This is a genomic window from Spirosoma luteolum, assembly GCF_054778875.1.
In genome coordinates, this window is record NZ_BAAGZE010000021.1 from 185,754 (window position 1) to 211,845 (window position 26,092).

The window sequence follows — 26,092 nt, forward strand, 5'->3', positions numbered from 1 at the left end:
AACCCCGTTGCGGCCCAAATAGTTGCCTCTTTCGCATGAATCCCACCCTGGCGCTACTCATTCTGGTTGTCTATTTTGGCATGCTGGTCGCCGTTTCGTTTTACACCGCCCGCGGGGCCGACACTACCACTTTTTTTACCGCCAACCGACAGTCGCCCTGGTGGCTGGTGGCCTTCGGCATGATCGGCACCTCGCTCTCCGGCGTCACGTTTATCTCGGTGCCGGGCGCCGTTGGCAAGATCGGCTTTTCCTACTTCCAGGTCGTCCTGGGCTACATCATCGGCTACCTCGTGATCGGCACCGTGCTGATGCCGCTCTACTACCGGCTCAACCTGATTTCGATTTACGGTTACCTCGAAAAGCGTTTCGGCTTCTGGTCGTACAAAACGGGGGCGGGCTTTTTTCTGCTGGCCCGCACCGTAGGCTCGGCGGTTCGGCTCTACGTGGCCGCCAATGTGCTGCAGCTGGCCATCTTCAACGCCCTCGGTATCCCGTTCGAAGTGTCGGTGCTGATTACGATCGGCCTCATCTGGGTGTACACCTTTAAAGGGGGCGTCAAGACCATTATCCTGACCGATTCGCTCCAGACCATCTTTCTGGTCACGGCCGTTATCCTGACCATTTACCTGATTTCGAGCGAACTGGGCTTATCGCTGGGGCAGCTTACTCAAACCATCAAAGACAGCCCCAACGCCCAGATCTTCTTCTGGGACGCCAACGACCCCAAAAACTTCTACAAGCAGTTTTTGTCGGGCATTTTTATTGCCATCGTCATGACCGGGCTCGACCAGGATCTGATGCAGAAAAACCTGACCTGCAAAAACATCGGCGAAGCGCAGAAAAACATGTTCTGGTTTACGATCACGATGGTCATCGTCACCTTTATGTTTATGTGCCTGGGCGTGCTGCTCTACGTGTATGCCGGCCGCGAAGGCATCGCTATTCCCGAACGCACCGACGACCTCTACCCGCTGCTGGCCCTCAACCACCTCGGCCCGCTGGTGGGCATCACCTTCCTGCTGGGTATTACGGCCGCGACCTACGCCAGCGCCGACTCGGCCCTGACGGCCCTAACCACCTCATTCTGCGTCGATTTCATGAACGTCGAGTCGCGCCCCGAAGCCGAACGGTCGCGCATCAAACACATCGTTCACATTGGCTTTTCGCTCCTGTTCTACGTGGTGATTATCCTGTTCCGGCAGCTCAACAGCAAGGAAGTCATCACGGCGGTGTTCGATATTGCGGGCTACACCTATGGCCCGCTGCTGGGCCTGTACACCTTCGGCATCTTCAGCAGGCGGGGCGTGATCGACCGGTTCGTGCCCTGGGTCTGCCTGGCCTCGCCGGTGCTCACCTATATTATCAATCAAAACTCGGCCGCCTGGTTTGGCGGCTACCAGTTTGGCTTCGAACGCTTACTGCTAAACGGCCTGATTACGACCCTGGGCCTGCTGGCCGTGTCGAAACCCGTTAAACAGACCGAGCCCGTGGGAGTTTCGTAGGTAACGCCGGAGTAAGCAGGCCACCGTGTTTAAGCCTGCTTACTCCGCACAACCTGACGCTGCCACCCCATGACCGAAGTAGCCATTGCCCACCGTTCGGTGGGCATCACCTTTCTGCCCGACGGCCTCGCGCGTGTCTGCGTCTGGGCACCCAAGGCCACCAGCCTGCAACTTATTCGGGCCACCGACAAGCATATCGTTCCGCTCGAGTCCGGCCCCGATGGGTACTGGCGAACCAACACGCCCGATCTGTCGCCGGGCGATCGCTACTGGTTCGTTCTCGACGGCCAGCCGCTGCCCGACCCGGCTTCGCTGGCGCAGCCCGACGGCGTGCATGGTCCCTCGGCTGCCCTCAACACCCAGTCGTTTGTCTGGACCGACGAGGGCTGGATCAACCCGCCCCTCGACGATTATCTGCTCTATGAGCTGCACACCGGCACTTTTAGCCCCGACGGTACCTTTGCCGGCATCACCGAGCGACTCGATCATTTGCTTGACCTAGGCATCAACGCCATCGAGATCATGCCCGTTGCCCAGTTTCCGGGCGACCGCAACTGGGGCTACGACGGGGTATTTCCGTTTGCGGTACAGTCGTCGTACGGGGGCGCTGCCGGTTTGCAGCAACTAATCGACGCCTGCCACGCCCGGGGCCTGGCGGTGGTGCTCGACGTTGTTTACAACCACGTGGGACCCGAAGGCAACTACCTGGGCGCGTTCGGGCCTTACTTTACCAACCGTTACAGCACCCCCTGGGGCGATGCGGTCAACTTCGACGGACCCGACAGCGCCGGCGTTCGCCAGTTCGTGATTGAAAACGTACTGATGTGGTTTCGCGATTTTCACATTGATGCGCTCCGGCTCGATGCTGTGCACGCCATCCGCGACAACAGCGCGTCGCACCTGTTGCGCGATATGCGACTGAACGTCGATCGGCTCATGGCCCAGACCGGTCGCCAGCATTACCTCATCATCGAATCGGACCAGAACGAAACGCGTTTCATCAGGCCCGTCGACGCGGGTGGCTATGGTATGGACGCCCAGTGGAACGACGAGTTCCACCACGCCCTGCGGGTCACGGCCGGTGGCGAACGGCATGGCTACTACGCTGATTACGATGGCATCAGTCATCTGGCCAAGTCGTTTCGGGATGCCTACGTGTACGACGGCACCTACATGCCCCGCCGGGCCAGCATCGTGGGTTCACCCACCACCGATCTGCCGGGCCGACAGTTTGTGGTGTTTTCCCAGAACCACGACCAGATTGGCAACCGCATGCTGGGCGAACGGCCCGGTCAGCTGGTCAGCCCGGCCATGCAGCGACTGATGGCCGGGGCTGTACTGACCAGCTCCTACCTGCCCATGCTATTTATGGGCGAAGAATGGGGTGAACCGAATCCGTTTCTGTACTTCGTGAGCCACACGGATCCAGCCCTGATCGAGGCCGTTCGGGAAGGGCGCAAGCGTGAGTTTGCCGACTTTCAGGCCCCCGTGCCCCCACCCGACCCGCAGGCCGAAGCGACCTTCCAGCAGTCCAAACTCCAGTGGGACCTGCGTCATCAGGAGCCGCACCACACCCTGTTTCGGTACTACCAGGCGCTGCTTCTGCTCCGGAAACAGTCGGTGCTGCGCTTCCCGAACCGACATAACGTGCTAGTCACGTTCAGTGAACAAAGCCAGACACTTGTACTGGAGCGCTGGCACGAACGACGGCGGGTGGTCTGCCTGTTCAATTTTGCCAGCACTCCGCAGCTTGTTTTGCTGCCTGCCTGCGATGCCCCCTGGCAGCGACTTTTCGACTCGGGCGACCCAATCTGGGGTGGGCCGCAGGCCGGGCCCGCCCTGGTGGCGGGCGATGCGTCGGTACAGCTGCCACCGGAGTCAATGCTGATCTATACCAATCAGATCGAATAAATAAGCTATATTACCCTATCGCACTGGCCGACAGTCGTAAGCCACGCCAAAAAACGCCAATACAGGCCTGTATTGGCATTTTTTTGGCGGTTATTCGTTAACAATGCTTTCCTCAACGGGGTTGTCTGGCTATGCTGAACCCAATCGCTACATACCGTATCCAGCTTCATGCCGACTTTTCCCTAACTGCCCTGGAGCGGATTCTACCTTACCTGAAGCAACTTGGCGTCGGCACGATCTATGCGTCTCCCATCACCGAGGCTACTCCCGGCAGTCAGCATGGATACGACGGTGTCAACCCGCTCCGGATCAGTCCAGACCTGGGCACACTGGCCGATCTGACCCGCATCAGTGAACAGTTGCGCACCGCCGGTATGTACTGGCTGCAGGACATCGTGCCCAACCACATGGCGTTTCATACGCAGAATGAATGGCTGATCGACGTGCTGGAGAAGGGCCCGCTGTCGCTATACGCGGCTTTTTTCGACACCCCGTTTGCCAGTGATCTGTTCAGTGGCCCGCTGATGGCCCCCTTTCTGCCCGATGAACCCGAATCGCTCATCCGGCAGGGGGCACTTTCGCTCATCTACGAAGACCAGCGGCTGTACCTGACTACGGGCGACAGCCGTTACCCACTCAGCCCGCGCAGCTACGCCCTCGTGCTGCGCCATTCCACGCCGGGCGAGTCCACGCCGGGCGAATCCACGCCGGGCGAATCCACGCCGGGCCTGGCGATCGGGCAATTGCTGGCCGAACTCGATCAGCTCCATGCGGTCGATGAGCCAGAAGCCTACGCACTGGCCTGGGACGAATGGCGGGATCAGCTGGCGGGGCTCGATAAAACCCCGCAGGCTCACGATTACCTTAAATCCCGCCTGGATACAATCAATCGGCAGCCCGACCGGCTATTGGCCCTGCTTGGCGAACAACACTACGAACTCTGTCCGGCCACCCTAACAGACCGGCGAATCAACTACCGGCGCTTTTTCACGGTCAACGATCTGATCTGTCTGCGCATGCACAACCCGCAGGTGTTTGCCGAATACCATCAGCTGTTCGGCGACCTCGTCAGACAGGGGGTTTTTCAGGGCGTTCGGGTCGATCACGTCGACGGTCTGTTCGACCCCACCACCTACCTCGACCGGCTGCGGGGACTGGTGGGCACCGATACGTATCTGGTTGTCGAGAAGATTCTGACCAACGACGAAACACTGCCTGCCAACTGGCCGGTAGCCGGCACGACAGGCTATGATTTTCTGGCGTCGGTTAACAACCTGCTGACCTGGCCCGATAGTCGCCCGGTGCTCGATGCGTTCTATGCCGGCCTGACAGGTATCGCCCCCGGGAAGGCCAGCCAGCGCATGAGCCGAAAAGCGTTTATTGCGTATCAGCACCTGCTGGGCGAACTGGAAAACCTGACCCACTTCTACCAGACGCTGGCACTGAGCCCGGCCGACGCGTTGCAGGCCCTGCCCGACGGCGCGCTGTTGCAGACCCTGGCCGAGTGGCTCATTCGCTGTCCGGTTTATCGCTACTTCGGTAACGCGCTGCCGCTGCCCACCCGCGACGCGACGGCCCTGAGCACCCTTTTCGACGCCATCCGGCAGGAGCGCCCGGAGCTGGGCGCGGCCGTCGACCTGCTGACCGACGCTTTTCTGACCCATCCCACAGCGACCACAACCGGCCATAATGAGCGGGCCATCGAGTTCTACCAGCGGTGCATGCAGTATGCCGGTCCGCTGATGGCCAAAGGCGTTGAAGACACCCTCTTTTATACCAATACCGCTTTTCTGGCCCATAACGAAGTAGGCGATGCACCCGAACGGTTTGGGCTGTCGGTGGCCGACTTTCACCAGCAGATGCACCACCGGCGCAATCACTGGCCGCTGACTCAGAACGCCACCGCCACCCACGACACCAAACGGGGTGAGGATGTGCGGGCCCGGCTTAATGTGCTGAGCGAACTGGCCCCCGAATGGATCGACGCCGTGACGCGCTGGCAGGCCCTCAATACGCCCGAGTCCGGCACGACCCTGCCCGACCCCTCGGACCAATACCTCCTGTTTCAGACGCTCGTGGGGGCCTACCCCATGCCCGGCCAGCCGGATACCGACTGGAAAGAGCGGCTGCACGCTTACCTCGACAAGGTCATCGACGAAGCCAAACGGCATACCGACGATGGCTACCGCGAAGCGATTCACGCCTTCGCCACCTTCCTGCTCGATAAACGCCGGGCCTTCTGGACCGATTTCCAGGCCTTTCACCAGAAAATTGCCGACTTTGGCATCGTCAACGCACTGGTGCAGCTGGTGCTGAAAAGTACCGTGCCGGGCATTCCGGATTACTACCAGGGCAGTGAAGGCTGGGACCTGAACCTGGTCGACCCCGACAACCGCCGGCCTGTTCCCTACGACAGCCACATGACCACGCTCGATGCGCTGCTCACTAACCCGCCCGACCCGGCCGACCTCTGGGCCGATCGATCCAGCGGTCGTATCAAGCTCTGGCTGACGCATGCGCTGCTGCAACTCCGGCAGCAGTATCCCGAGCTATTCGTATATGGCCGTTACGTACCGCTGGCGGTGCGGGGTCGCTACGGGGCGAACCTGCTGGCTTTCCTGCGCGACGATGATACCACCCGTATTGCCGTGGTGGTACCGCTGCATACGGCCCGGCTCTGCGTCGATCAGGGTGTGGCGACCGTTGGCGAACTCGACTGGGCCGACACAGCGGTACTTATGCCGCACGACCTGCCCCGGAATTACACCGATTGGCTTACCGGCGCGTCGGGACAAACCACCAACTGCCTGCTGCCGAAAACCCTCTTTCGCGACCTGCCGGTTGCGGTGCTAAGGCTTGTCTGACTGGCTACGATGCGCAACCCGGCCGTGCCCCCGGATAACTAAAACGGGTTAGCGGGGCCGTTCGTGGGCAAAGGTGTTGTATTTTGGAGTCGTGAAAGCCTTTTCAATTCTCTCCCTGACCCTCCTCGCCAGCGTTTCGGTCCTGGCCCAGTTTCGCTTTACGCCCACCGCTCCGCAGGCGGGGCAGGTGGTTTCGTTTACCTATTCACCGGCGGGAACGCCCCTGGCCACCGATTCGATTCTCGAAGCCCGGTATGTCCGCTACGGCGCACCCGCCCAGATGCATCTAAGTACCCCGCTGAGTCTCAGCCTCTCCCGGCAGGGCACTGAGTTTGTGGGGCGACTGACCATGCCCCGGGGTGAGCTGACGGGGGTTATGCTCTTGTTTCGGCATCCAGCCCAGCCCAAACGGGTCGACCTGAACCGGGGCCAGCTGTACGTGATCCCCGTTTTCGACGCCACCGGCCAGCCGGTCCCCCACGCGATCGGCGGACAGGCTTCGGTGTTTACACGCAGTCATTTTCTATACGAAGCGGGCAGTCGGCCCGACCCCAACCGGGTTGTTGCCCTGTACGAACAGGAGCTGAAAGCGCATCCTGATCTGCAACCCCTTTATTGGTCAGACTACCTGGCCGCCCTTATCAAACAGAAGAAGCCAGGGTATGGCCCCAAAGTCGATGCCGGCATCAAAACCTTTCTGGCCAGCCGCCCAGCCCCCACCTTGGCGGAGTTGAACACGGCTATTCAGCTGTACGAAAGCATGGGCGATTTCAAGCAGGCGACTACACTTCGCAACCGGCAGAAAACGGCAGACCCCACCGGCTCGCTGGTGCAGAAAGACCGCGCCATGGCTGTTCGGACGGAAGCCGACTGGACGCGCAAAAAAGCGCTTTATACTGCTTTTGCCCGCGAATTCCCGACGTCGACCTATCTGCCCGCCCTCAGCGTATTAATGACCGACTCGTTTTACAAGAACAATGATATCCAGGGAATGATGGCGCTGGTGGCGGCCCTGCCCCCTGCCCAAACCGACCCGATGCTACTGAACACCATTGCGTTTCAGCTGGCCGACGACAAACGAGCCCTGCCCGAAGCGGAACAGCTGACCCGCCGGGCGCTCAGCGATCTGGCCGTGCAGCCCAAACCCACCACTATAACCGCAGCGCAGTGGGCCACCGAAAAGCAGCAACGGCAGCGACAGCTTATGAATACCCTGGCCCGGACGCTCGAACAGCAGGATAAGCAGGCCGACGCCTGGCGGGCCTACCAGGAAGCCATCGACCGTAACACCCTCGAGAACAGCGATCCGCGCACCAATGAGCGGTATTTTCGCTGTGCCCTCCGCACCAGCCACGCGGCCGACGCGCAGCCCATCGTCGAGGAGGCCATTCAGCTCGGGCAGTCGACACCGGGTCTAAAGACCGCGTTCCGCGACTGGCTGGCCAAACAGCCTGGTCAGTCGGTGGCCAAAGCCGACGCGCATCTGCACGCCCTCGAAGCCGACCTGCGCGACGATCTGCGGGCCGACCTGCGCGCGACGATGATCAACGAGCCGGCCCCCGCTTTCTCGCTCACCGATCTGCAGGGCCGCACGATTTCGTCGGCAGCCTGCAAAGGTAAAATTGTGGTGATCGATTTCTGGGCAACCTGGTGTGGCCCCTGTGTGGCGTCGTTTCCGGCCATGCAACAGGCCCAAACCCAGTTCCAGAACGACCCCAACGTGCGCTTTCTGTTTGTCAACACGCGTGAGGGCGGTCCGCTGCAGCGGGTCTATTCATTCATGGACAAGCACCCCTATCCTTTCGTAGTGCCCCTGGATACCCAGCAGAAAATGGCCACGGCCTATAAGGTTCTCGGTATTCCCACCAAAGTGGTGATCGACGGTAAGGGCCGCGTGCGCTACCGCACCATTGGCTACAACGGCGATCCTGAAACCACGGTGAAGGAACTCACCATGGTGGTTCAGATGCTTAAAGAAGAACTGTAAGCTGTATGATACTCCGCCCCGCTACCACCGCCGACCTCCCCGCCCTGCTTTCGCTGATCCAGGCCGTTGTGCCGCTCATGCGGGCCGCCGGTAATTTTCAGTGGGACGATACCTACCCCAACGAAGCCGTCTTTCGCAACGACATCCGGCAGCGTCAGCTCTGGCTGGCCGAAGAGGCAGGCTCGCTGGCGGGCGTGGCGGCCATCACCGAGGACCAGGATGCCGAATACGGACAGGTATTCGATCTGGCCGAGCGGGCCATCGTGGTGCATCGGCTGGCCGTCGCCCCGACTTTTCAGGGCCGGGGCGTGGCAGCCGCATTGCTGCAGCAGGCCGAGCAGCTAGCGCTTGACCGGGGTATTTCCCGCCTGCGTATCGACACCAATACGGTGAATCAGGCTACGCAACGTTTATTTCCGAAACTAGGCTATCGGCTGGCCGGCGAAATCACGCTGGACTTTCGGCCGGGGCTCCGGTTTCTGGCCTACGAAAAGCGACTTAGGTCTTAGGCCTGCCCTTCTTTCTTGCTGGCGCGATTGGCCTGCTTGATGGTTTCGCCGATGGTATCCCACTGCTCGTCGGTTACGCTCTCGAGGTGATTGAATTCACCCGCCATCAGCACCTCACCACCGTCGATGGTGATGCTTTCGCCCGTGATGTAGCCAGAGTAGTCCGACAGCAGATAAGCCGCCAGGTTGGCCAGCTCGCCGTGGTCGCCCACGCGCTTGAGCGGAATCCGGCTGACGGGATCCATCATACTGGCCAGCGGTTCGGGAAAGAGCCGATCCCAGGCGCCCTTGGTCGGGAATGGCCCGGGCGCAATGGCGTTGACCCGGATACCGTATTTCCCCCACTCGGCCGCCAGCGACCGGGTCATGATGAGGGCGCCCCCTTTGGCCACGGCACTCGGCACTACATAACCCGACCCGGTGGTCGCGTAGGTCGTCGAGATATTGAGCACCGTACCGGGAATCTTGCGTTCGATCCAGTATTTGCCCACCGCCAGCGTAAAGTAGTAGGTACCCCGCAGCACGATGTCGACAATGGTATCGAACGCTTTGTAGGACAGCCGCTCGGTGGGGCTGATGAAGTTACCGGCCGAGTTGTTGAGCAAGCCATCGACCTGCCCGAACGTCTCGACCGAGCGGGCCAGCACGTTTTCGATTTCCTGCGGATTGCGTACGTCGCAGGCCACGGCCAGTATCCGGCCCGTCCAGCCTTTCTGTTCGGCTTCGGTGGTCAGCTCGGCTGCCGTTTCGTCGATAACGGCCTGCCGGCGGCTGCAGATGGTGACGTTGGCGCCCAGCTCGATCAGATACCGGCTGATCGACTTGCCAAGGCCCGTTCCGCCCCCGGTGACAATAATGGTTTTCCCCTGCAGCGCGTTGTCGCGCAGCATACCTGTTGCGTTCATAGGTTTAGACTAAGCGATTGATAAATAGGCGGTTTCAGTCAGGCAATCGAGCACCCGATCCGTTTGCGATGAGCAACTCAGGCAGGCACGCCAATAACGCGCTGCTGTCAGTACCCCCGGTTCGATTTCCTGTTGAATTCGGCCTGCCGGCGTTCGAGCGTGGCCTGCATGGCTTCGCTGAAATCGGACGACTGCATCTGGCCGGAGTTGAGTTCGGCGACAAACGCCAGTCCTTCACGAATGGCCTCGTCAGTTGCCTGGTTCAGCACTTTTTTAGCCCCCGAAACGGCCGTTGCCGAGTTGGCAGCAATCTGACGGGCCAGCGCGGTGGCGGCTTCAAACAGCGAATCGGGCGTGTCGTACACGTGGTTGACCAGCCCGATGCGCTCGGCAAAGGCCGCGTCGTAGTCGTTGCCCGTATAGGCCATCTCACGCGTAAAGCCCTGACCGATAATGGCCGGCAGAAACTGGAGTCCGCCAATATCGGGCGTCATGGCCAGCTTCGCTTCGCGCAGGCTGAATCGGGCATCGCGCGAACAAAGCCGGATGTCGGCCGCTGCGATGAGGTTTACCCCACCCCCGATGCACCAGCCGTGGATGGCGGCAATCACGGGTTTGGGCGAGTTGTAGAGCCGCTGGAAACCGGTCTGCATCTGGCGGATCTGGGCGGTCAATACTGTGCGCTCGCCCTGGGTAAGGGTGCTCAGCTTAGGCATCATCTGGGGCAGATTGAGTCCATAGCTGAAATGCTCGCCACTGCCCCGTACGATCACGCAGCGGATGTCGGCCATCTGATCGACGGCGGTCATCAGCTGTGGAAATTCATCCCAGAATTCGGGGCCCATGGCATTTCCTTTGCCCGGCCCGAGCAGGGTTACGGTCAATATGCCTTCGTTGGCAGTCAGGTTTACCGATTGATACGTCTGTTCCATGCCTGTTAGTATGCTTGCATACGGTCGGCGTAAAGGTGCAGAATTTTCCAGACATCACAAACCAGTCCTACCCTATCCCGTCATTTTTACACGGTAGGGCCCGGTGGTCAGTGTACCCTCAAGCCGCAGGTTGCGTACGCTGACGTGCTGCCGCAGCGTCACGGTATGGCCCGGGTTGATCTTCACATACTCGTTGCTCATCGGCAGCCGCCCCACCGTCCAGACGCTGCGATCGCTCCAGTCGCCCGAGGCCACCGTTTCGACCGTATCGGAAAAGAGCGACACCGTTGGAAAACTGCGGAACAGCAGCGAGCCGGTGTCAGCCGCCGTGGCACCAAACCAGTCGCTGAGCACGTCGCTGTAGACCCGCCGGAAGTCAATCTGCATCGGAATATCCTTATTGCCGTATTGGCCCGACAAATTGGCCAGGTCGGGGTTCTGGCCGATGGTCTGGTGTCTGACGCCCCTGCCGAATACAAACATCGGCGCGGCAACGCCGTGATCGGTCCCTCTGGAGCTGTTGGCGTTGGCGCGCCGGCCAAACTCCGAAAACGTCAGGCCCACCACCCGGTCGGCGGTGCCCTGCCGCGTCAGATCCTGCTGAAACGTTTCGATGGCCACTGACAGCTTGACAAGCAGCGACGCGTGCGCCCCCGCCGTGGTGTCGCTGGCATCGACCTGGGTCGAGTGCGTATCGAAGCCGTTTAGCGAGACAAAGTAGATTTTGGTTTTCAGCCCGCCGTGAATCAGCCGGGCCACGATCTTGAGTTGATCGGCCAGGCTGTTGTTGTCGGCATCGGTTGGGTACGTGGCCAGGTTTTTTCCCGCATCGGCCGCCCGTTTGATCTCGGCAGCGTAGCCCACCGACAGGGCCTGCTGCCGCCGGACAAAGGCAATCAGATCGCCGGCATCGCAGCAGGGCAGCCCCCCCGGCGATGTGGCGTTTCCCGTACCGACGAGCTGGTAAAAACTATCGGGGTCATTGAGGGCAATAGCCATCGACTGCTGACTGCCGAGCAGGGCCGTGGAGGTCAGGTAGCCGATCTGAATGGCCAGCGGGTCTTCCATCTGGGCGTTCGGATAGCCATTGGGATAACCGGGGTACTGGTTCTCGAGGTAACGCCCTGCCCAGCCCGTTGCGCTGACCTTATCGGCATCGACACCCGTCATCCAGATATCCGTGGACCGATAGTGCGACTGATCGGGGTTGGGGTACGATACCGAATGGACAATCGACAGATTGCCGGCATTGTAGAGGTTGCGCAGGCCCGTCAGCGCGGGGTGCAGCCCGGTGGCGGGGTTGCCATCGAGCGTCAGAATTTTGGCCTGCGGAATGGCGATATTGCTCCGCAGCGTGTTGTAGGCCGACAGCTGATCGAGCGGAATCACGGTATTCAGCCCGTCGTTGCCGCCGTTGAGGTACACGATCACCAGCACCCGATCGGCGTAGGCCGACTGCGTGCTGAGCAGCGCCTGCACCAGCGCCGACTGCCGGTTGAGAGCTTTGAGCCCAAATCCATCCAGAAAAACAGGCAGCACACTCGCCGAAGCAGCCGCCAGAAAGTTACGACGTTTCATAGAAATCATGGAGTGATTAGCTGACTGAGTGGTTGAGTGAATATCCAGGTTCAGGCGCAGGTCACTCAATCACTCAGTCGCCCAACCACTCATTAGCACAGCTGATACTCCGCCATTCGGAGCATGTATTTGAGTAGATTCTCCAGACGCCATCGTACGGCGTTGCGTTTGTTGGTGTTGGTGGGTGCAGTGCGGTAGGCGTTCCACTCGAACGTCCACGACGTGCGGGGAATACCCTGCATCATGATCGAATCGATCAGAAAATCGTTCTGGCTCTGGAACAGCGCCAGCGCAAACAGATTTTTAGAAAACGCGGTTAGCACCTGCTCACAGCTGATGGCCGGCGTGCCGCTCACATCGCTGAAGTTAGGCTGCAGGCTTGTGGCCCAGGCCACCACGTCGATACCCATCTTGTAGCCCGGTTTCACCTCGAGCCACCGCCAGATATAGGCATCCGTATAGTCGCTGCGGAGCGCCAGCGTGGTTGTGTTTATCCAGATCCGCGAGTAGCCGGTCTGGTAATAGGGCTCATAACCAAACACCGAGTTCTGATCGAGCAGACCCATCTGCATGTCGCGCATGCGCCAGAACATAAAGTCGAAATAGTTTCTGAAAGCCGCGTAGTCGGTGGTCATGTCGGGCACGGGCTGGTTGAAAAACCGCATGGCCCCGATGGCCAGTTCGGCCGGCGACTTAATGATGGCGCCGATGTTGCTGTCGTCGAAGAAAATCTGGCTGGTCAGCAGTTTTTCGATGACGGGCCGGATGGCGTAGTCGTTGCCCGGACTGGCAAAAAACTGCGCCAGCGGACCGATCACGTTGTCTTCGATCGGTTGCGTAACGTTTGGATTCACGTACCAGCGGTACAGTTTCCGGCAAATGAACCGGGGGGTCTGGGGGTGTCGCAGCAGCATGGCCACCAGCTCGGCCAGCTCGGCATCGCCCGCCGAGCTGGTGCCGGGCGTCGACGTGGCCCGGCCCTGAATTACGGTGTTGTTATAATAGGCTGAAAAGGTTTTGTTGGTCGCGTCGTGTTTGCGGTCGGAATAGGTCGTGGCAAAACCCGTCGACCCCACCACCCAGTAGTTGGTATATTTCCAGCCGGTCAGGACTTTGGCAGCGGCTTTAACGTCATCTTCTGTGTAATTCTTGTTGCCGGCAAAATCGACCGCCCCCACCGTAAACAGCTCCTGCAGCTCACGGGCGTAGTTTTCGTTGGGTTTGCCCACTTCGTTTTCGTTGCCGTTGAGGTAGCGCAGCATGGCTGGTTCTTTGGAAATCAGCGTCACCAGCGTTCTGAAATTGCCCAGGGCATTGTTGCGCAGCAGCAGCAGATACTGGTTTACGAACCGATAGTCGTCGACCACGTCACGAGTCGTCACGAAATGGTTCTGCCAGAACAGTGTCAGCTTGTCGAGCAAGCTGGGCGGGGCGGTCTGCGATGTCATCAGCCCCATCCACCAGTAGCGCAGGTAGTGGCCGAAATCGAAGTTGCGGTCGCCATTGAAGGGTTTATCGAGGTAGGTTTGCCCCGCCGTAGGCTGGGTGCTGTCGAGGTCGACGGGGGGCGCGGGCGCATAATTGGCGTTGCCGATCAGCTGTGCCACGGCCTGGGTAGCCGTGAGCCCGGTAAACGCGGTTAGTTCCGCCTGCGTGGGGCCAAACGTGGCCCGGCGCAGCAAATGGGCCGCCGTCTTCGCCGTAAGCGGCTGAGTATGGGTGTCGAGATAAGGCATGTACGCAGTTACGGGGCATGTGCCCCTCGTACTCCCGAAAGAAGCCGATGGGCCAGCCCTTTCTCCTACGCAAAATTCGAACCGTATTGCCCTACCGGTACCCTTCATCCCCAAAAATCAGCTCCGCCATCCGGACAGCAGCGTTATCCGGTGCTCAGCCGATCGGCAAGGCACAACGAATTGAATGGATCAGCTGCTCCAGCCCGGGTCGGGCCGGTCGATTCTGGAGTGAGCCACCATCATCCGTTGGGATTTACGGGCCAAAATGCGGTACTTGGCCGACCGACTAATCCGCTGGCTTCGGCCGACGACGCCCATGCATTTCGATACGCTTGCCCTCCGCGCTACCCATCAGCCCGACCCCACAACGGGTGCCGTGGTACCTCCGCTTCAACTGGCTACGACGTTTGCCCGCGATGAGGCAAACGAGCTACCGGGCCCTTACCTGTATACCCGCCCCAACAACCCTAACCGCGACGCGCTGGAGCAGGCCCTGGCTACCCTCGAAGGCGGAGCCGTCGGTATGGCCTTTGCCTCGGGCCAGGCCGCGACCATGACGCTGTTTCAGGCCCTCAGCCCCGGCGATCACGTACTGGTCGCCACCGATGCCTACTATGGTACGCCCGCCCTGCTCGAACAGGTATTTCACCCCTGGGGCCTCACCTACACGCGCGTTCGTATGGACGACCTCGACGCCGTGGAACGCTCGCTGCACGCCAACACGCGGCTGGTCTGGTGCGAAACGCCGTCGAACCCCATGCTCACAATCACCGATCTGCTGACGGTGACCCGACTGGCCCACGACGTAGGTGCGCTGTGTGTGTGCGACAACACCTGGGCCACCCCCGTCCTGCAGCGGCCCCTCGATCTGAACTGCGACATTGTGATGCACTCGACGAGCAAGTACCTGAGCGGCCACTCCGACGTGCTGGGTGGGGCGCTGGTTTTCAAGCGGAATGATGCGTTCGCGCAGCGGGTACGCGCGCTGCAGAGTCTCTCCGGGGCAGTGCCTTCGCCTTTCGACTGCTGGCTCGTGAGCCGGGGACTGAAAACGCTGGGTGTGCGGATGCGCGCACAGATGGCCACGGCCCGGCTCGTGGCCGACTTCCTGGACGGTCACCCCCTGGTCGAGCAGGTCCATTACCCCGGCCTGCCCAACCACCCCGACCGGGCGCTGATTGCGCAGCAGATGAACGGACCGGGCGCCATGCTATCGGTGCAGGTGACGGGCGGGGCCGCCGAAGCCCTGCGGTTTATTGGCAGGCTTAAACTCTTTACCCGCGCCACCAGTCTGGGCGGTGTGGAAAGCCTGATCGAGCACCGGGCCAGTGTGGAGGGTCCCACCTCGACGACACCCGCCAATCTGCTCCGCGTTTCTATTGGCCTTGAACACGCCGAAGACCTGATTGCCGACCTGGATCAGGCGCTGCATTGAAACCGGTATTCAGGGTTCGGTTTACAGTTTACAGAATTCCGTTTCAGTATGGGGTTTACAGAGAGATGCCTGCCGGCGTGGCTAGTGGGCAGACGGTTTGTTCGTACCGGCAATGGCATCTCGAAACCCGTGCGCTGCTCTCAGCCCTTACACGGCCCCGCCCCAGACCCAACCCTGACTACCGGATACCGGAACACTAAATACTGTAAACAGTAAACTGTCATACTGTAAACCGTAAACTGTCTGCGGAAAACTAATCGGCCCAACGCGGGGTTGGTAGGGCAATGATCGGACGAACATACCAACCATGAATATTGCGCTAATCGCTACCTCATCGCGCGCCAACAGTAACTCGCTGCGCGTGGCCAATTACCTGAAACACCTGCTGACCAATACCGATGAGCATACGGTATCGGTTATCACCTTTGAGCACTACGACATTCCGTTTGTTGGACAAGCCTACCTGCAGGCCGACGCACTGACGCCGTTTCAGCAGGAACTGGTGAATGCCTGGTCGGCCGCCGACCTGGTTATCTTCACCCTCCCCGAATACAACTGGACGGCTCCCCCCCAGGCCACCAACGCGGTTCACCAGCTGGGTAGTCCAGCGTTCAAACACCTGTTTGCCGACAAGGTATTCGCGATGATCGGGGTATCCAACGGGCGGGGTGGCCGACAGCCAGCCCTCGACATGGGCACCGTTGTCAACAAGGTGATCAGCTTCACCAACAGCTACTCGATCGTGTCGCCCAAATTGTACGAATCGCACGAAACCGACAAGAACCTCGATCCCGAGGGCCACTTTGTCGGCAACGAGATTTACGAACGGACCTTCAACTCCTTCCTCGACTACACGCTCACCGTGGCCCAGCGGTGGGTCGGTAACGTACAGGAAGCGTAACCGGCCCTATGCGCTCGTTTGGGTTGGGCCTGCTGTCTGTCGACGGCAGGCCCAACTCGTTTCAGAGGCTTCCGGGACGTTATTCAGGGTCGATGAGTATAAAAACCGGCCGGCTGGTCTTGTACGAACGTACAACCCCGCTGGTCATCAGCGACTCAACGCCTTTTTTCACCCTGTATCCATGAAACAAACCCGTCGCTCCCGACGCCTGTCCCGTAAGCTGCTGTGGCTGGGAAGCCTTGGCCCCGTGCTGGTGCTGGCTGGCTACCAGTCGGTCAAAGCCCCCATCGACCCGCGTATCAAACGCATGGTTCCCGAAAAGGCCGCTCAGCTGGCCCGCAGCATCGAAGCCACCGTGACGCCCAAACTGGCCGAAGGGCTGTCGTTGAAACTATGGGGCGTCGACTCGCTCGTGGCCGACCCCATCGGTATCGACATCGACGATCTGGGCCGCCTGTTTTACACCCGTACCAACCGGCAGAAAAACTCCGAATTCGATATCCGCGGCCACCAGGACTGGGAAATTGAATCGAACAGGCTCCAGACGATCGACGACAAGCGGGCCTTTCTGCACCGCGCTCTGTCGCCCGAAAACAGCAAAAAGAACGAGTGGCTGAAAGACGTGAACGGCGACGGGTCGCACGACTGGCGCGACATGACCGTCGAGAAAGAAAACGTTTTCCGCATCGAAGACACCAACGGCGATGGCGTAGCCGACATGACGCAGCTGGTTGTCAACGACTTCAACGATGAGGTGACCGACGTAGCGGGCGGGGTACTGGCCAACGGCAAGGATCTGTTCGTTACCGTGGCACCCGACCTGTGGCGCCTGCGGGACACCAACGGCGATGGCATTGCCGACGAGAAGAAATCGCTCTCGCACGGCTACGGCATCCACGTCGGCTTCAGCGGCCACGGTATGTCGGGCGTTGAAATGGGGCCCGACGGCAAAATCTACTGGCAGATCGGCGACATCGGTTTCAACGGCGGGAAAGACGCCAATGGCAAATCGCTCAACTACGCCAATACCGGCGTCATTGTTCGGGCCAACCCCGACGGCAGCGACTTCGAAGTGTTTGCCCACGGCGTTCGGAACACCCACGAGTTTGTGTTCGACGAGTACGGCAACCTCATCAGCGAAGACAACGACGGCGATCACGCCGGCGAAAAAGAACGGCTGGTGTACATTACTAACGGGTCGGATACGGGCTGGCGCAGCAACTGGCAGTATGGCAAATACCGCGACCCCAAAAACAACACCTATAAGGTCTGGATGGATGAGCGCATGTACCTGCCCCGCTTCGAAGGCCAGGCCGCTTACATCACCCCTACCCTGGCGAACTTTGTCAGCGGACCGGCGGGCATGCTGTATAACCCCGGCACAGCCCTCAGCCCGAAATACAAAAACACGTTTTTCATCGCAGAATTCGTGGGCAATCCCGCCCAGTCGGGCGTGCATGCGTTCAAGCTGAAGCCCAAGGGGGCATCGTTTGAGCTGGGGCAGCACGAAAAAGTGCTGGGTGGCGTACTGGCCACGGGGATCGACTTCGGTCCCGACGGCGCCATGTACGTGGCCGACTGGATCAACGGCTGGGACACCAAGGATTACGGCCGTATCTGGAAACTGGACGATCAGTCGGCGGCCAACTCGGCCGAGCGGAAAGAAACCAAAACGTTGCTGGCGGCCAATTTCAACGGTCGCCCGGAAACCGACCTCGGCAAGCTGCTCTTTAATCCCGATATGCGGGTACGACAGAAAGCCCAGTTCGAGCTCGTCGACCGGAAGGCAAAAGGAGCTGAGGTGCTCACGGCGGCCACCCGGCAGACCACCAACCAGCTGGCCCGCGTACATGGCATCTGGGGGCTGGCGCAACTGGCCCGGCAGGACAAATCCTACGCGCAGGCCCTGTTGCCGCTGCTGAAAGACAGCGACGGCGAAATTCGGGCGCAGGCCGCCAAGTGGCTGGGCGACATCCGCTATGCCGAGGCCGGTCCGCTGCTGCTGCCGCTGCTGGCCGATGCCAACGCCCGCGCCCGGTTCTTTGCCGCCGAAGCCCTGGGCCGCCTGGCCTACGCCCCCGGCATTCAGCCCATCATCAGGATGCTGGAAGCCAACAACGATGAGGACGCTTACCTGCGGCACGCCGGCAGCCTGGCCCTGGCCCGCATCGGTCAGGTCGAACCGGTGGCAGCCCTGAGTAGCAGCCCGTCGCGGGCACTGCGGATAGCCGCCGTGGTGGCCCTGCGCCGAATGGAAAGCCCCGAAATTGCCCGCTTTCTGCGCGATCAGGATGCCTTTGTGGTTACCGAAGCCGCCCGGGCCATCAACGATGATTTTTCGATTCCCGAGGCTCTGCCCGCCCTGGGTAATTTGCTGGCGACCACCCGCTTCACCAACGAGCCGCTGGTTCGGCGGGTTATCAACGCCAACCTCCGCGTCGGTACGCCCGAGGCCATGCAGCAACTGATTACCTACGCTCAGAACAACGCCAACCCGGCCGCCATGCGGGCCGAAGCGCTCGACGCCCTGAGTACCTGGGCCGACCCCTCGGTACTCGACCGGGTCGATGGCCGGTACCGGGGTGCGGTCAAACGCGATGCCGCTGCCCTCCGAACGCAGACAGCCGCGCTCTACAGCAAACTGACCGAAAGCGATGAGCAGCTCGTTCGGCTGAGTGCCATCAAAGCGATCCAGACCCTGGGCATCCCCTCGGCTGGCCCGGCCCTGATGGCTCGCCTGACGGGCGATCAGGATGCCACGGTACGCGTAGCCGCCCTGAAAGCGCTGGCCGTTCTGAACGACGCCCAGCTGGGGAAAGCCATCGAACAGGCCCTCGCTGACCAGCACAAAGCCGTGCGGGTGGCCGGACTCGACCTGGTTGCCAAAAGCAACATGCCCGGCGAGCGTATGGTGAGCCTGCTGACCAACGTAATTGACACCCGTACGGCCGAAGAGAAACAAGCCGCCCTGCTGACGCTGGGTAAACTGCCGATCACCTACACCCAGCCGGTCTACAACCAGCTGCTGACCAAACTGGCGAACGGCACCCTGCCCCCCGAAATACAGCTGGAACTGGAAGAATCGATCGACAGCACCCATTCGGCCCCGCTGATCGGTCAGTACAAGGCCACTACCGCCAAACTGTCGCCCGACGCCCTGGCGGCCACGTTTAAGGGAAGTTTGTTTGGCGGTGAGCCCGACCGGGGCCGGCGCGTTTTCTTCCGCCACCCCACCGCCCAGTGCATCCGATGCCACTCCTACGACGATCTGGGCGGCAACGCAGGCCCCCGGCTCAACGGCGTGGCCAGCCGCCTGACGCGGGAGCAGTTGCTGGAAGCGGTGATTAACCCAAGCGCCCGCATCGCCCCCGGCTACGGTTCGGTCACGCTGAAGCTGAAAAACGGCAAAACCGTAAGCGGTACCCTCGACGGCGAAACGGCGACTGACATCCGGGTCAAGATGGGCGACAAACCCACGATGACAATTCCAAAAAGCCAGATCGCCAAACGGACCACCGACCCGTCGAGTATGCCCCAGATGACTTACCTCCTCACCAAACGCGAAATCCGCGACGTGGTCAGCTTCCTGGCAACACTGAAAGGGGAATAGGGTAACTAGTGAAAGAGTGAAAGGCAGAAAGAGTGAACGAGCGATGGGGGCTTCGTGCCCGTTCGCTCTTTTATGCCGCCTGTACGTAAAAGAGCGATTGGTACTTCATAGCCAATCGCTCTTTTTTTGTACTCCATCTGAAAAGCGAAAATGACGCGGTCTCAATCGGCTCTTTCGCTCGTTCACTCTTTTTTCGTGCACCCCAGGCGTGAAGAGCGCTGGCTGCCAAGAAACCTCCACTCCTCCACTCCTTCACTCCTTCACTCTTTCACTCTTTCACTCTTTCTACACACTCAGTTCTTTCTGATACAGCCCCACCAGCGTATCGACGGCGTAATCGATTTCGTCGGTGGTGTTGTATTTGCCGAATGAGAACCGGACATAGCCCCGGTCTGGGTCGATACCAGGCAAGGCTCCCAGCACGTGTGAACCTACGCTGGAACCGCTCGAACAGGCTGATCCACCCGACGCTGAAATACGGGCAATGTCGAGGTTGAAGAGCAGCATATCGTTCAGGTCGGAGGCAGGCAGGCTGACATTCAACACCGTGTATAAACTGTTGTCGACAGCGCCCGACAGCCCGTTGAAGGCTACCCCCGGCAGACTGGCCCGCAGGCGCTCGATCATCCGGTGTTTCAGCGCTGTGATATGGGTTCGGTGAGCATCCATCTCCGTGTAGGCAATCTCGAGGGCTTTGGCCAGCCCCACAATACCGTACACGTTTTCGGTGCCGCCCCGCATATTACGCTCCTGCGCCCCGCCGTAGATGAACGGGTGAATCTTGCTGTCGGCGTTGACATATAGAAAACCCACCCCCTTGGGACCGTGGAATTTATGACCGGCCCCCACGATAAAATCGACCGGCAGCACCTTCAGGTCGTGCCGGAAATGCCCCATCGTCTGCACGGTGTCGGAATGGAACACCGCCTGGTAACGGCGGCACAGCTCGCCCACCTCGGCCAGATCGAGCAGATTACCAATTTCATTGTTGCCGTGCATCAGCGACACCAGCGACCGGGGGTTCTCGCGCAGCAAACGCTCCAGGTCGGCCAGATCGATGCGGCCCTGTTCGTCGATCGTCACCAAACTTAGTCTTACCTGCCCGGCTTTGGCCAGGTGTTCCAGCGTGTGCAGCACGGCATGGTGTTCGAGGGGCGATGTGATGGCATGCGTCAGCCCGAAGGTTTCGATGCTGCTGCGGATAGCCGTGTTATCAGCCTCAGTGCCGCCCGACGTAAAGAAGATTTCGGCGGGCGAGGTGTTGAGCAGGCCCGCCACCGTTTTGCGCGCTTTCTCGAGGGCCGTTCGCACGGCGCGGCCGTGGCTGTGAATCGACGAGGGGTTGCCGAACTGCTCGGTCATCAGGGGCAGCATGGCCTCCAGTACCAGCGGATCGAGTTTGGTGGTAGCGGCATTGTCGAGGTAAACGGGCGCAGCTGGTGTCATACAAATGGGGTGTTTTTTCAGGTGCTGTATTCGCCCGCAAAGGTACGGGTAAGTTGGCGCACCCCCAACCCCAGACCCGCCCCTGCTCAGGCTGCGTAAGGCGGCACAGGCGTGTCGGCATCAAACACAAACCCGACGGGGGGCGTTAAACCTGGATAGTAACCTACATTTGCGTATGAATTTTTCGCAGGCTGCGGCCCTCATTTATGCCGAACTGATGCGCTGGACCCGCACGGGCGTCAAGCTCGTGCCGAATATTGCCATCGCCATTCTGATTCTGATTGCCTTTTCCTTTATCTCGCGCTGGGTAAGCCGCCTGATGGTGCGGGGCCTCGACCGGGTCAGCCATAATGTCTCGCTGATCAACCTCGCAGGGGCACTGGTTCGAGTGCTGTTATTTGCCGTGGGCATCTTCATTGCCCTGGGTATACTGGGACTCGATAAAACCGTGGCGTCGCTGTTGACCGGCGCGGGTATTCTGGCCCTGGCCGTCGGTTTCGCTTTTCAGGATCTTACTACCAACTTTATCTCCGGTACCATGATTGCCCTGGCGCGGCCCATTCAGGTCGGCGACCAGGTCGAAACCAACGGCTTCTCGGGCAAAGTGCGTGACATCAAACTTCGCTCGATCGTCCTCGACAACGGCCAGGGCCAGACCGTCGAGATTCCAAGCAAAGATGTCTTCCAGAAGCCGATCACCAACTTCTCCCGCATGCGGCAGCGTCGGATCGAGGTCGTAGCCGGTGTGTCGTATCTGGACGATCTCGACAAGGCCCAGCAGCTCGCCCAGACCGCGATCCGGCAGCTACCCTTTGTGCTGGCCGACCACCCGGTCGATCTGCATTACCGGGCTTTCACCGACAATACCATTCAGTTTGTGGTCTGGTTCTGGATCAACCCCAGCCTGACCAGCCCCGTTATGGCCCTGAGTGAAGCCATCAAAACCCTGAAACGCACCTTTCTGAACAACGACGTACTCCTGTTCTTTCCGATGGGCACCTACGATCTGAAACAAAAACTGGCCGACCAGAAGGCCGGCCAGTCTGACCCGACACAGCCAAGCTGATCAGGCCGGTTTGGTCAGATCGGCAGCCGCCTTTTCATCGACCAGCCAGACCAGCTCACCCGGGCTAGGTTTGATTTGCTGGGAAGGATACACGTCCGGATTATAGGGGCCTTCGAGCACCTGCTGCAGCGGAGCCGCCTTTTTGGGGCCCGCTACCAGAAATAGCACGCACGATGCCCGGTTTACGATGGGAGCCGTCAGCGTCAGGCGGTACATGTTCTGCTGGGTAAGAAAATAAGCCGCCGTCCAGGCCGACTGTTCATGAACGACTTCGGTACCCGGAAACAGCGACAGCGTGTGCCCATCGTCGCCCATGCCCAGCAGCACCAGGTCGAACGAGGGCCCTTCGTCGCCGAAGTAGCGGTGCAGCAGCTGGTCGTAGTCGGCAGCGGCCGCCTGGGGCTCCAGATCGGTGCGCCACACGTGAATCTGATCTTCAGGGGTAAACACATGGCCGAGCAGCGTGTCGTAGGCCATACCGGCATTGCTCTGTTCGTCGTCGATGGGTACAAAGCGTTCGTCGCCCCAGAACACATGCAGCTGCAGCCACGGAATCTGCTCGGCGTAGGGCGATTTGGCCAGTAACTCGTGCAGGGCTTTGGGGGTACTGCCACCCGACAGGGCAATGGTAAAACGATCCTGCGTTTTAAGGACCGTTTTGATGCGCTTGGCGATAAAATCGGCCGCAGCTTTGGCCAGATCGGTGGGGTTTTTCCGAACAATAACGTCCATACTCAATACGTGTCAACGGATTTATAGCACGTTGGCGACTCAAAAGTAGTCTGTCCCGCTTGCATTTGCCCATACGCTGCCCGGTTTTGATGCCCTGACTGGCCCGCAGGTCGGTCGATTCAGCCCAGAAAATCAGCCCGCACGGGTGTAAACGAATCGACCAGCACACCCGCTTCCAGACATTCGGCACCATGCCAAACGTTCGACGGGATATAGAACACATCGCCCTGCCGCAGGATGCGGGTTTCGTCGGCGATCATAATGGCAAAAACCCCACTTTCAACGTACGACATCTGCACATGAACATGGCTGTGGGGCGCCCCGATGCCGCCGGTCTCGAACTGGACTTTAACCAGCATCAGGCTTTCTTCATAAGCCATAATCTTACGCTTGACGCCTTCGCCTACCGGCTCCCAGGCTACAGACTGATCCTCGACAAATACGGTGGTTGGTGTGATCATAAACAACAGCAATCAATTGGTTTAGACAGGATGCGGTACGGTAGTTCGTAAATGACTACCCGGCAAAAGAGCGCAACCAGGCTTGTCTCTACTCACCGAATGCCGATCTGCCTCCCAACATCGGTAGCGTTGATCAGGTTATAAACCTATCCAACACAAAGGACTTCTGGATAACCTGCGCTTATACACCATTACCAAACGCTATACCCGTTCGGAACCGCCATCCGGCCCAAAGGTGTTAACATTGCAGTATCTGCCCAGTACCGCCTACGCCGGCACCCCCGGCGTTTCGTTTTTTTAGACTAGTTGATAAAGTCGATAGACAATATACCATACTACCATGAGCCTGCAACTAAGCGATCGAGTCACTACAGCCGCCCGGCGCGACATTCTGGACCTCGAGCAGAAGATCAGCTCCTTTCAGTCGGGCAGCATTGCCGACGAAGCGTTCCGTAAATTCCGCCTGACGCGGGGGGTGTACGGACAGCGTCAGCCGGGTGTACAGATGATCCGGATCAAACTGCCCCACGGCCGGATTACCGCCGACCAGCTCATCCGCATTGCCGATCTGTCTGACCGCTACGCGACCGGCAATCTGCACGCTACCACGCGCCAGGACATTCAGCTTCACTTTGTGAAACTGGCCGATTCGCCCCAGCTGTGGGCCGATCTGGAAGATGCCGGCATTACGCTCAAGGAAGCCTGCGGCAACACCGTCCGGAACGTAACGGGTTCGGCCCGGGCCGGCATCGACCCGCTTGAGCCCTTCGACATCACCCCCTACGCCTACGGCATTTTCGATTATTTCCTGCGCAACCCGATCTGTCAGGATATGGGCCGGAAGTTCAAGATTTCGGTATCCTCGAGCGAGAAGGATTCGGCTTATGGCTACATGCACGATGTAGGGCTGGTTCCCCGCCTGCAGGACGGCAAACGGGGCTTTAAGGTGATGCTGGGCGGTGGTCTGGGCGCTCAGCCGTTTCCGGCGCAAACAGCCTTCGAATTTCTGGAAGAAGACCGCGTGATTCCGTTTATCGAAGGCGTTATCCGCGTGTTCGATCGCTACGGCGAACGGCAGAAGCGCCACAAGGCCCGCATGAAGTACCTGCTCAACGACATCGGTCTGGAGGAGCTGCTCCGCCGGGTCGAGGAAGAAACGCCAGCGCTCAAGGTGAAAGCGTATTCGGTTTCCGGTTTACCGTTTACGGTGCCCGAAACGGCCCCTGCGCAGCAGGCTCCCCAAACCAACCTACCGGAAACAGAAAACCCCAGATATCATACCTGGCTTAAAACCAATGTGTTCGAGCAGAAACAGGCGGGCTGGTATGCTGTACAGCTGCGGGTATTGCTCGGCGACATGTCGTCGGATACGGCCCGGGCGCTGGCGCAGGTGGTGAAACAGTATGCGGCCGACGACATTCGGGTAACGGTGAATCAGGGCTATCTGCTGCGGTACATCAGCCCGGCCCACCTGCCCGCCGTGTTCGAGGCCCTCGACGCGCTGGGGCTGGCCGAGCCCGGTTTCGACACTACGGCCGACATCACGACCTGCCCCGGCACCGACACCTGCAACCTCGCCATTTCGAGCAGCTACGGCATTACGCGGGCGCTCGAAACCATGATGCGCGACGAGTTTCCGGATCTGGTGTTTAACGACGATATCAAAATCAAGATTTCGGGCTGCATGAACGGCTGCGGACAGCACTCGGTGGCCAACATCGGTTTCCACGGCTCATCGCTGAAAAATGGCGCCTATGTGTTGCCAGCCCTGCAGGTACTGCTGGGTGGCGGCTTCAACGGTAAAGGCGAAGGACTCATTGCCGACAAGGTGATCAAGATTCCGAGCAAACGCGGTCCCGAGTCGCTGCGCTACCTGCTCCGCGATTTCGAAGCCAATGCGTTCGACGGCGAATACTACAGCGACTACTACGCCCGGCAGGGTAAGAATTACTTCTACCAGCTGCTGAAACCGCTCGCCGATCTGAAAACGCTTGCCAATACCGACTACATCGACTGGGACCATACGGAACCCTACGTGACCGAAGTGGGCGTGGGCGAATGCGCCAGTGTGCTCATTGATCTGGTCGCCACCACGCTCGACGAAGCCGCCGAGAAGCTGGGCTGGGCGCGCGAAGCACTGACCGACGGCCGCTGGGCCGATGCGCTCTACCATGCCTACAACGTATTTATCACGGGGGCCAAAGCCGGGCTCATGAGCCGCGACGTGCCCACCAACACGCAGCATGGCATTGTAAGCGATTTCGACAAAACGTTTGTGGGCGAAACGGATTTCCACGCGGCCGAAAGCGACTTCAGGACGCTGGTATTCGGCATCAACAAGCAGGAGCCATCCGAGACCTTCGCCCGCCAGTATCTAGCCCGGGCCGACGCTTTTCTGCAGGGCATTCAGGCCTACCGCGAGCGTCAGATTCAGCTCGACGGCCTCCCCGAACTGCGCGAACTCGTACAGGCCAAGGATAGCTAATTCGTGAGTGATTGGTGGTTGAGTGATTGTGT

Annotated in this window: 17 protein-coding genes; 10 read left to right on the forward strand and 7 right to left on the reverse strand. The window is 59.9% G+C overall.

The window, feature by feature from the left end:
* Positions 1-35: 35 nt before the first annotated feature.
* The 5 genes from ACYVAC_RS19015 to ACYVAC_RS19035 all read left to right on the forward strand — a co-directional run bounded on the left by ACYVAC_RS19015 (position 36) and on the right by ACYVAC_RS19035 (position 8,773).
* Positions 36-1,502: a sodium:solute symporter gene (locus tag ACYVAC_RS19015; RefSeq protein ID WP_461099369.1), complete on the forward strand. Its 1,467-nt coding sequence runs from the start codon at positions 36-38 to the stop codon at positions 1,500-1,502.
* A 69-nt stretch (positions 1,503-1,571) separates the two neighbouring features.
* Positions 1,572-3,413, forward strand: coding sequence for a malto-oligosyltrehalose trehalohydrolase (gene treZ / locus ACYVAC_RS19020; RefSeq protein ID WP_461099370.1), 1,842 nt, complete (start codon positions 1,572-1,574; stop codon positions 3,411-3,413).
* A 131-nt stretch (positions 3,414-3,544) separates the two neighbouring features.
* Positions 3,545-6,277: a malto-oligosyltrehalose synthase gene (gene treY / locus ACYVAC_RS19025; RefSeq protein ID WP_461099371.1), complete on the forward strand. Its 2,733-nt coding sequence runs from the start codon at positions 3,545-3,547 to the stop codon at positions 6,275-6,277.
* A gap of 91 nt (positions 6,278-6,368) precedes the next feature.
* Positions 6,369-8,264 (forward strand): TlpA family protein disulfide reductase, encoded by a 1,896-nt coding sequence (locus ACYVAC_RS19030; RefSeq protein ID WP_461099372.1) that lies wholly within the window; start codon positions 6,369-6,371, stop codon positions 8,262-8,264.
* Positions 8,265-8,269: 5 nt separating this feature from the next.
* The gene (locus ACYVAC_RS19035) at positions 8,270-8,773 is read left to right on the forward strand and encodes a GNAT family N-acetyltransferase (protein ID WP_461099373.1); all 504 of its coding nucleotides are present in this window, start codon (positions 8,270-8,272) and stop codon (positions 8,771-8,773) included.
* Here ACYVAC_RS19035 and ACYVAC_RS19040 read toward each other — a convergent pair.
* From ACYVAC_RS19040 to ACYVAC_RS19055, 4 genes are all read right to left on the reverse strand, one after another.
* Positions 8,770-9,678 (reverse strand): SDR family oxidoreductase, encoded by a 909-nt coding sequence (locus ACYVAC_RS19040; protein WP_461099374.1) that lies wholly within the window; start codon positions 9,676-9,678, stop codon positions 8,770-8,772. The genes ACYVAC_RS19035 and ACYVAC_RS19040 overlap by 4 nt on opposite strands.
* A gap of 107 nt (positions 9,679-9,785) precedes the next feature.
* Positions 9,786-10,610: a crotonase/enoyl-CoA hydratase family protein gene (locus ACYVAC_RS19045; RefSeq protein WP_461099375.1), complete on the reverse strand. Its 825-nt coding sequence runs from the start codon at positions 10,608-10,610 to the stop codon at positions 9,786-9,788.
* A 72-nt stretch (positions 10,611-10,682) separates the two neighbouring features.
* On the reverse strand, positions 10,683-12,188 hold the full coding sequence (locus ACYVAC_RS19050; protein WP_461099376.1) for a DUF1501 domain-containing protein: 1,506 nt from the start codon (positions 12,186-12,188) through the stop codon (positions 10,683-10,685).
* 92 nt (positions 12,189-12,280) lie between these two features.
* Positions 12,281-13,924: a DUF1800 domain-containing protein gene (locus ACYVAC_RS19055; protein ID WP_461099377.1), complete on the reverse strand. Its 1,644-nt coding sequence runs from the start codon at positions 13,922-13,924 to the stop codon at positions 12,281-12,283.
* Positions 13,925-14,240: 316 nt separating this feature from the next.
* On the opposite strand from ACYVAC_RS19055, the gene ACYVAC_RS19060 reads away from it, so the two are divergent.
* The 3 genes from ACYVAC_RS19060 to ACYVAC_RS19070 all read left to right on the forward strand — a co-directional run bounded on the left by ACYVAC_RS19060 (position 14,241) and on the right by ACYVAC_RS19070 (position 19,870).
* A complete protein-coding gene (locus ACYVAC_RS19060) occupies positions 14,241-15,359 on the forward strand; it encodes a trans-sulfuration enzyme family protein (RefSeq protein WP_461099378.1) in 1,119 nt (372 codons plus the stop codon).
* A gap of 307 nt (positions 15,360-15,666) precedes the next feature.
* A complete protein-coding gene (locus ACYVAC_RS19065) occupies positions 15,667-16,260 on the forward strand; it encodes an NAD(P)H-dependent oxidoreductase (RefSeq protein ID WP_461099379.1) in 594 nt (197 codons plus the stop codon).
* 181 nt (positions 16,261-16,441) lie between these two features.
* The gene (locus tag ACYVAC_RS19070; protein ID WP_461099380.1) at positions 16,442-19,870 is read left to right on the forward strand and encodes a DUF7133 domain-containing protein; all 3,429 of its coding nucleotides are present in this window, start codon (positions 16,442-16,444) and stop codon (positions 19,868-19,870) included.
* A 285-nt stretch (positions 19,871-20,155) separates the two neighbouring features.
* Here the strand turns inward: ACYVAC_RS19070 and ACYVAC_RS19075 are convergent, their stop codons facing one another.
* Complete coding sequence (locus ACYVAC_RS19075) at positions 20,156-21,316, reverse strand: cysteine desulfurase family protein (protein ID WP_461099381.1); 1,161 nt, start codon at positions 21,314-21,316, stop codon at positions 20,156-20,158.
* Between the two features lie 175 nt (positions 21,317-21,491).
* On the opposite strand from ACYVAC_RS19075, the gene ACYVAC_RS19080 reads away from it, so the two are divergent.
* Positions 21,492-22,382: a mechanosensitive ion channel family protein gene (locus ACYVAC_RS19080; protein ID WP_461099382.1), complete on the forward strand. Its 891-nt coding sequence runs from the start codon at positions 21,492-21,494 to the stop codon at positions 22,380-22,382.
* Here the strand turns inward: ACYVAC_RS19080 and pgl are convergent, their stop codons facing one another.
* Both pgl and ACYVAC_RS19090 read right to left on the reverse strand, forming a co-directional pair.
* Positions 22,383-23,114, reverse strand: coding sequence for a 6-phosphogluconolactonase (pgl, locus tag ACYVAC_RS19085; RefSeq protein WP_461099383.1), 732 nt, complete (start codon positions 23,112-23,114; stop codon positions 22,383-22,385). It lies immediately after the preceding gene.
* Positions 23,115-23,233: 119 nt separating this feature from the next.
* Positions 23,234-23,575 (reverse strand): cupin domain-containing protein, encoded by a 342-nt coding sequence (locus ACYVAC_RS19090; protein WP_461099384.1) that lies wholly within the window; start codon positions 23,573-23,575, stop codon positions 23,234-23,236.
* Between the two features lie 340 nt (positions 23,576-23,915).
* On the opposite strand from ACYVAC_RS19090, the gene ACYVAC_RS19095 reads away from it, so the two are divergent.
* Positions 23,916-26,060, forward strand: coding sequence for a nitrite reductase (locus ACYVAC_RS19095; RefSeq protein WP_461099385.1), 2,145 nt, complete (start codon positions 23,916-23,918; stop codon positions 26,058-26,060).
* The last annotated feature ends 32 nt before the right edge of the window (positions 26,061-26,092 follow it).

Bases quoted from the DNA above. Each gene is read 5' to 3' on its own strand.
- ACYVAC_RS19015 (WP_461099369.1), top strand. From the start codon at position 36: ATGAATCCCACCCTGGCGCTACTCATTCTGGTTGTCTATTTTGGCATG.
- treZ (WP_461099370.1), top strand. From the start codon at position 1,572: ATGACCGAAGTAGCCATTGCCCACCGTTCGGTGGGCATCACCTTTCTG.
- treY (WP_461099371.1), top strand. From the start codon at position 3,545: ATGCTGAACCCAATCGCTACATACCGTATCCAGCTTCATGCCGACTTT.
- ACYVAC_RS19035 (WP_461099373.1), top strand. From the start codon at position 8,270: ATGATACTCCGCCCCGCTACCACCGCCGACCTCCCCGCCCTGCTTTCG.
- ACYVAC_RS19040 (WP_461099374.1), bottom strand. From the start codon at position 9,678: ATGAACGCAACAGGTATGCTGCGCGACAACGCGCTGCAGGGGAAAACC.
- ACYVAC_RS19045 (WP_461099375.1), bottom strand. From the start codon at position 10,610: ATGGAACAGACGTATCAATCGGTAAACCTGACTGCCAACGAAGGCATA.
- ACYVAC_RS19050 (WP_461099376.1), bottom strand. From the start codon at position 12,188: ATGAAACGTCGTAACTTTCTGGCGGCTGCTTCGGCGAGTGTGCTGCCT.
- ACYVAC_RS19055 (WP_461099377.1), bottom strand. From the start codon at position 13,924: ATGCCTTATCTCGACACCCATACTCAGCCGCTTACGGCGAAGACGGCG.
- ACYVAC_RS19060 (WP_461099378.1), top strand. From the start codon at position 14,241: ATGCATTTCGATACGCTTGCCCTCCGCGCTACCCATCAGCCCGACCCC.
- ACYVAC_RS19065 (WP_461099379.1), top strand. From the start codon at position 15,667: ATGAATATTGCGCTAATCGCTACCTCATCGCGCGCCAACAGTAACTCG.
- ACYVAC_RS19070 (WP_461099380.1), top strand. From the start codon at position 16,442: ATGAAACAAACCCGTCGCTCCCGACGCCTGTCCCGTAAGCTGCTGTGG.
- ACYVAC_RS19075 (WP_461099381.1), bottom strand. From the start codon at position 21,316: ATGACACCAGCTGCGCCCGTTTACCTCGACAATGCCGCTACCACCAAA.
- ACYVAC_RS19080 (WP_461099382.1), top strand. From the start codon at position 21,492: ATGAATTTTTCGCAGGCTGCGGCCCTCATTTATGCCGAACTGATGCGC.
- pgl (WP_461099383.1), bottom strand. From the start codon at position 23,114: ATGGACGTTATTGTTCGGAAAAACCCCACCGATCTGGCCAAAGCTGCG.
- ACYVAC_RS19090 (WP_461099384.1), bottom strand. From the start codon at position 23,575: ATGATCACACCAACCACCGTATTTGTCGAGGATCAGTCTGTAGCCTGG.
- ACYVAC_RS19095 (WP_461099385.1), top strand. From the start codon at position 23,916: ATGAGCCTGCAACTAAGCGATCGAGTCACTACAGCCGCCCGGCGCGAC.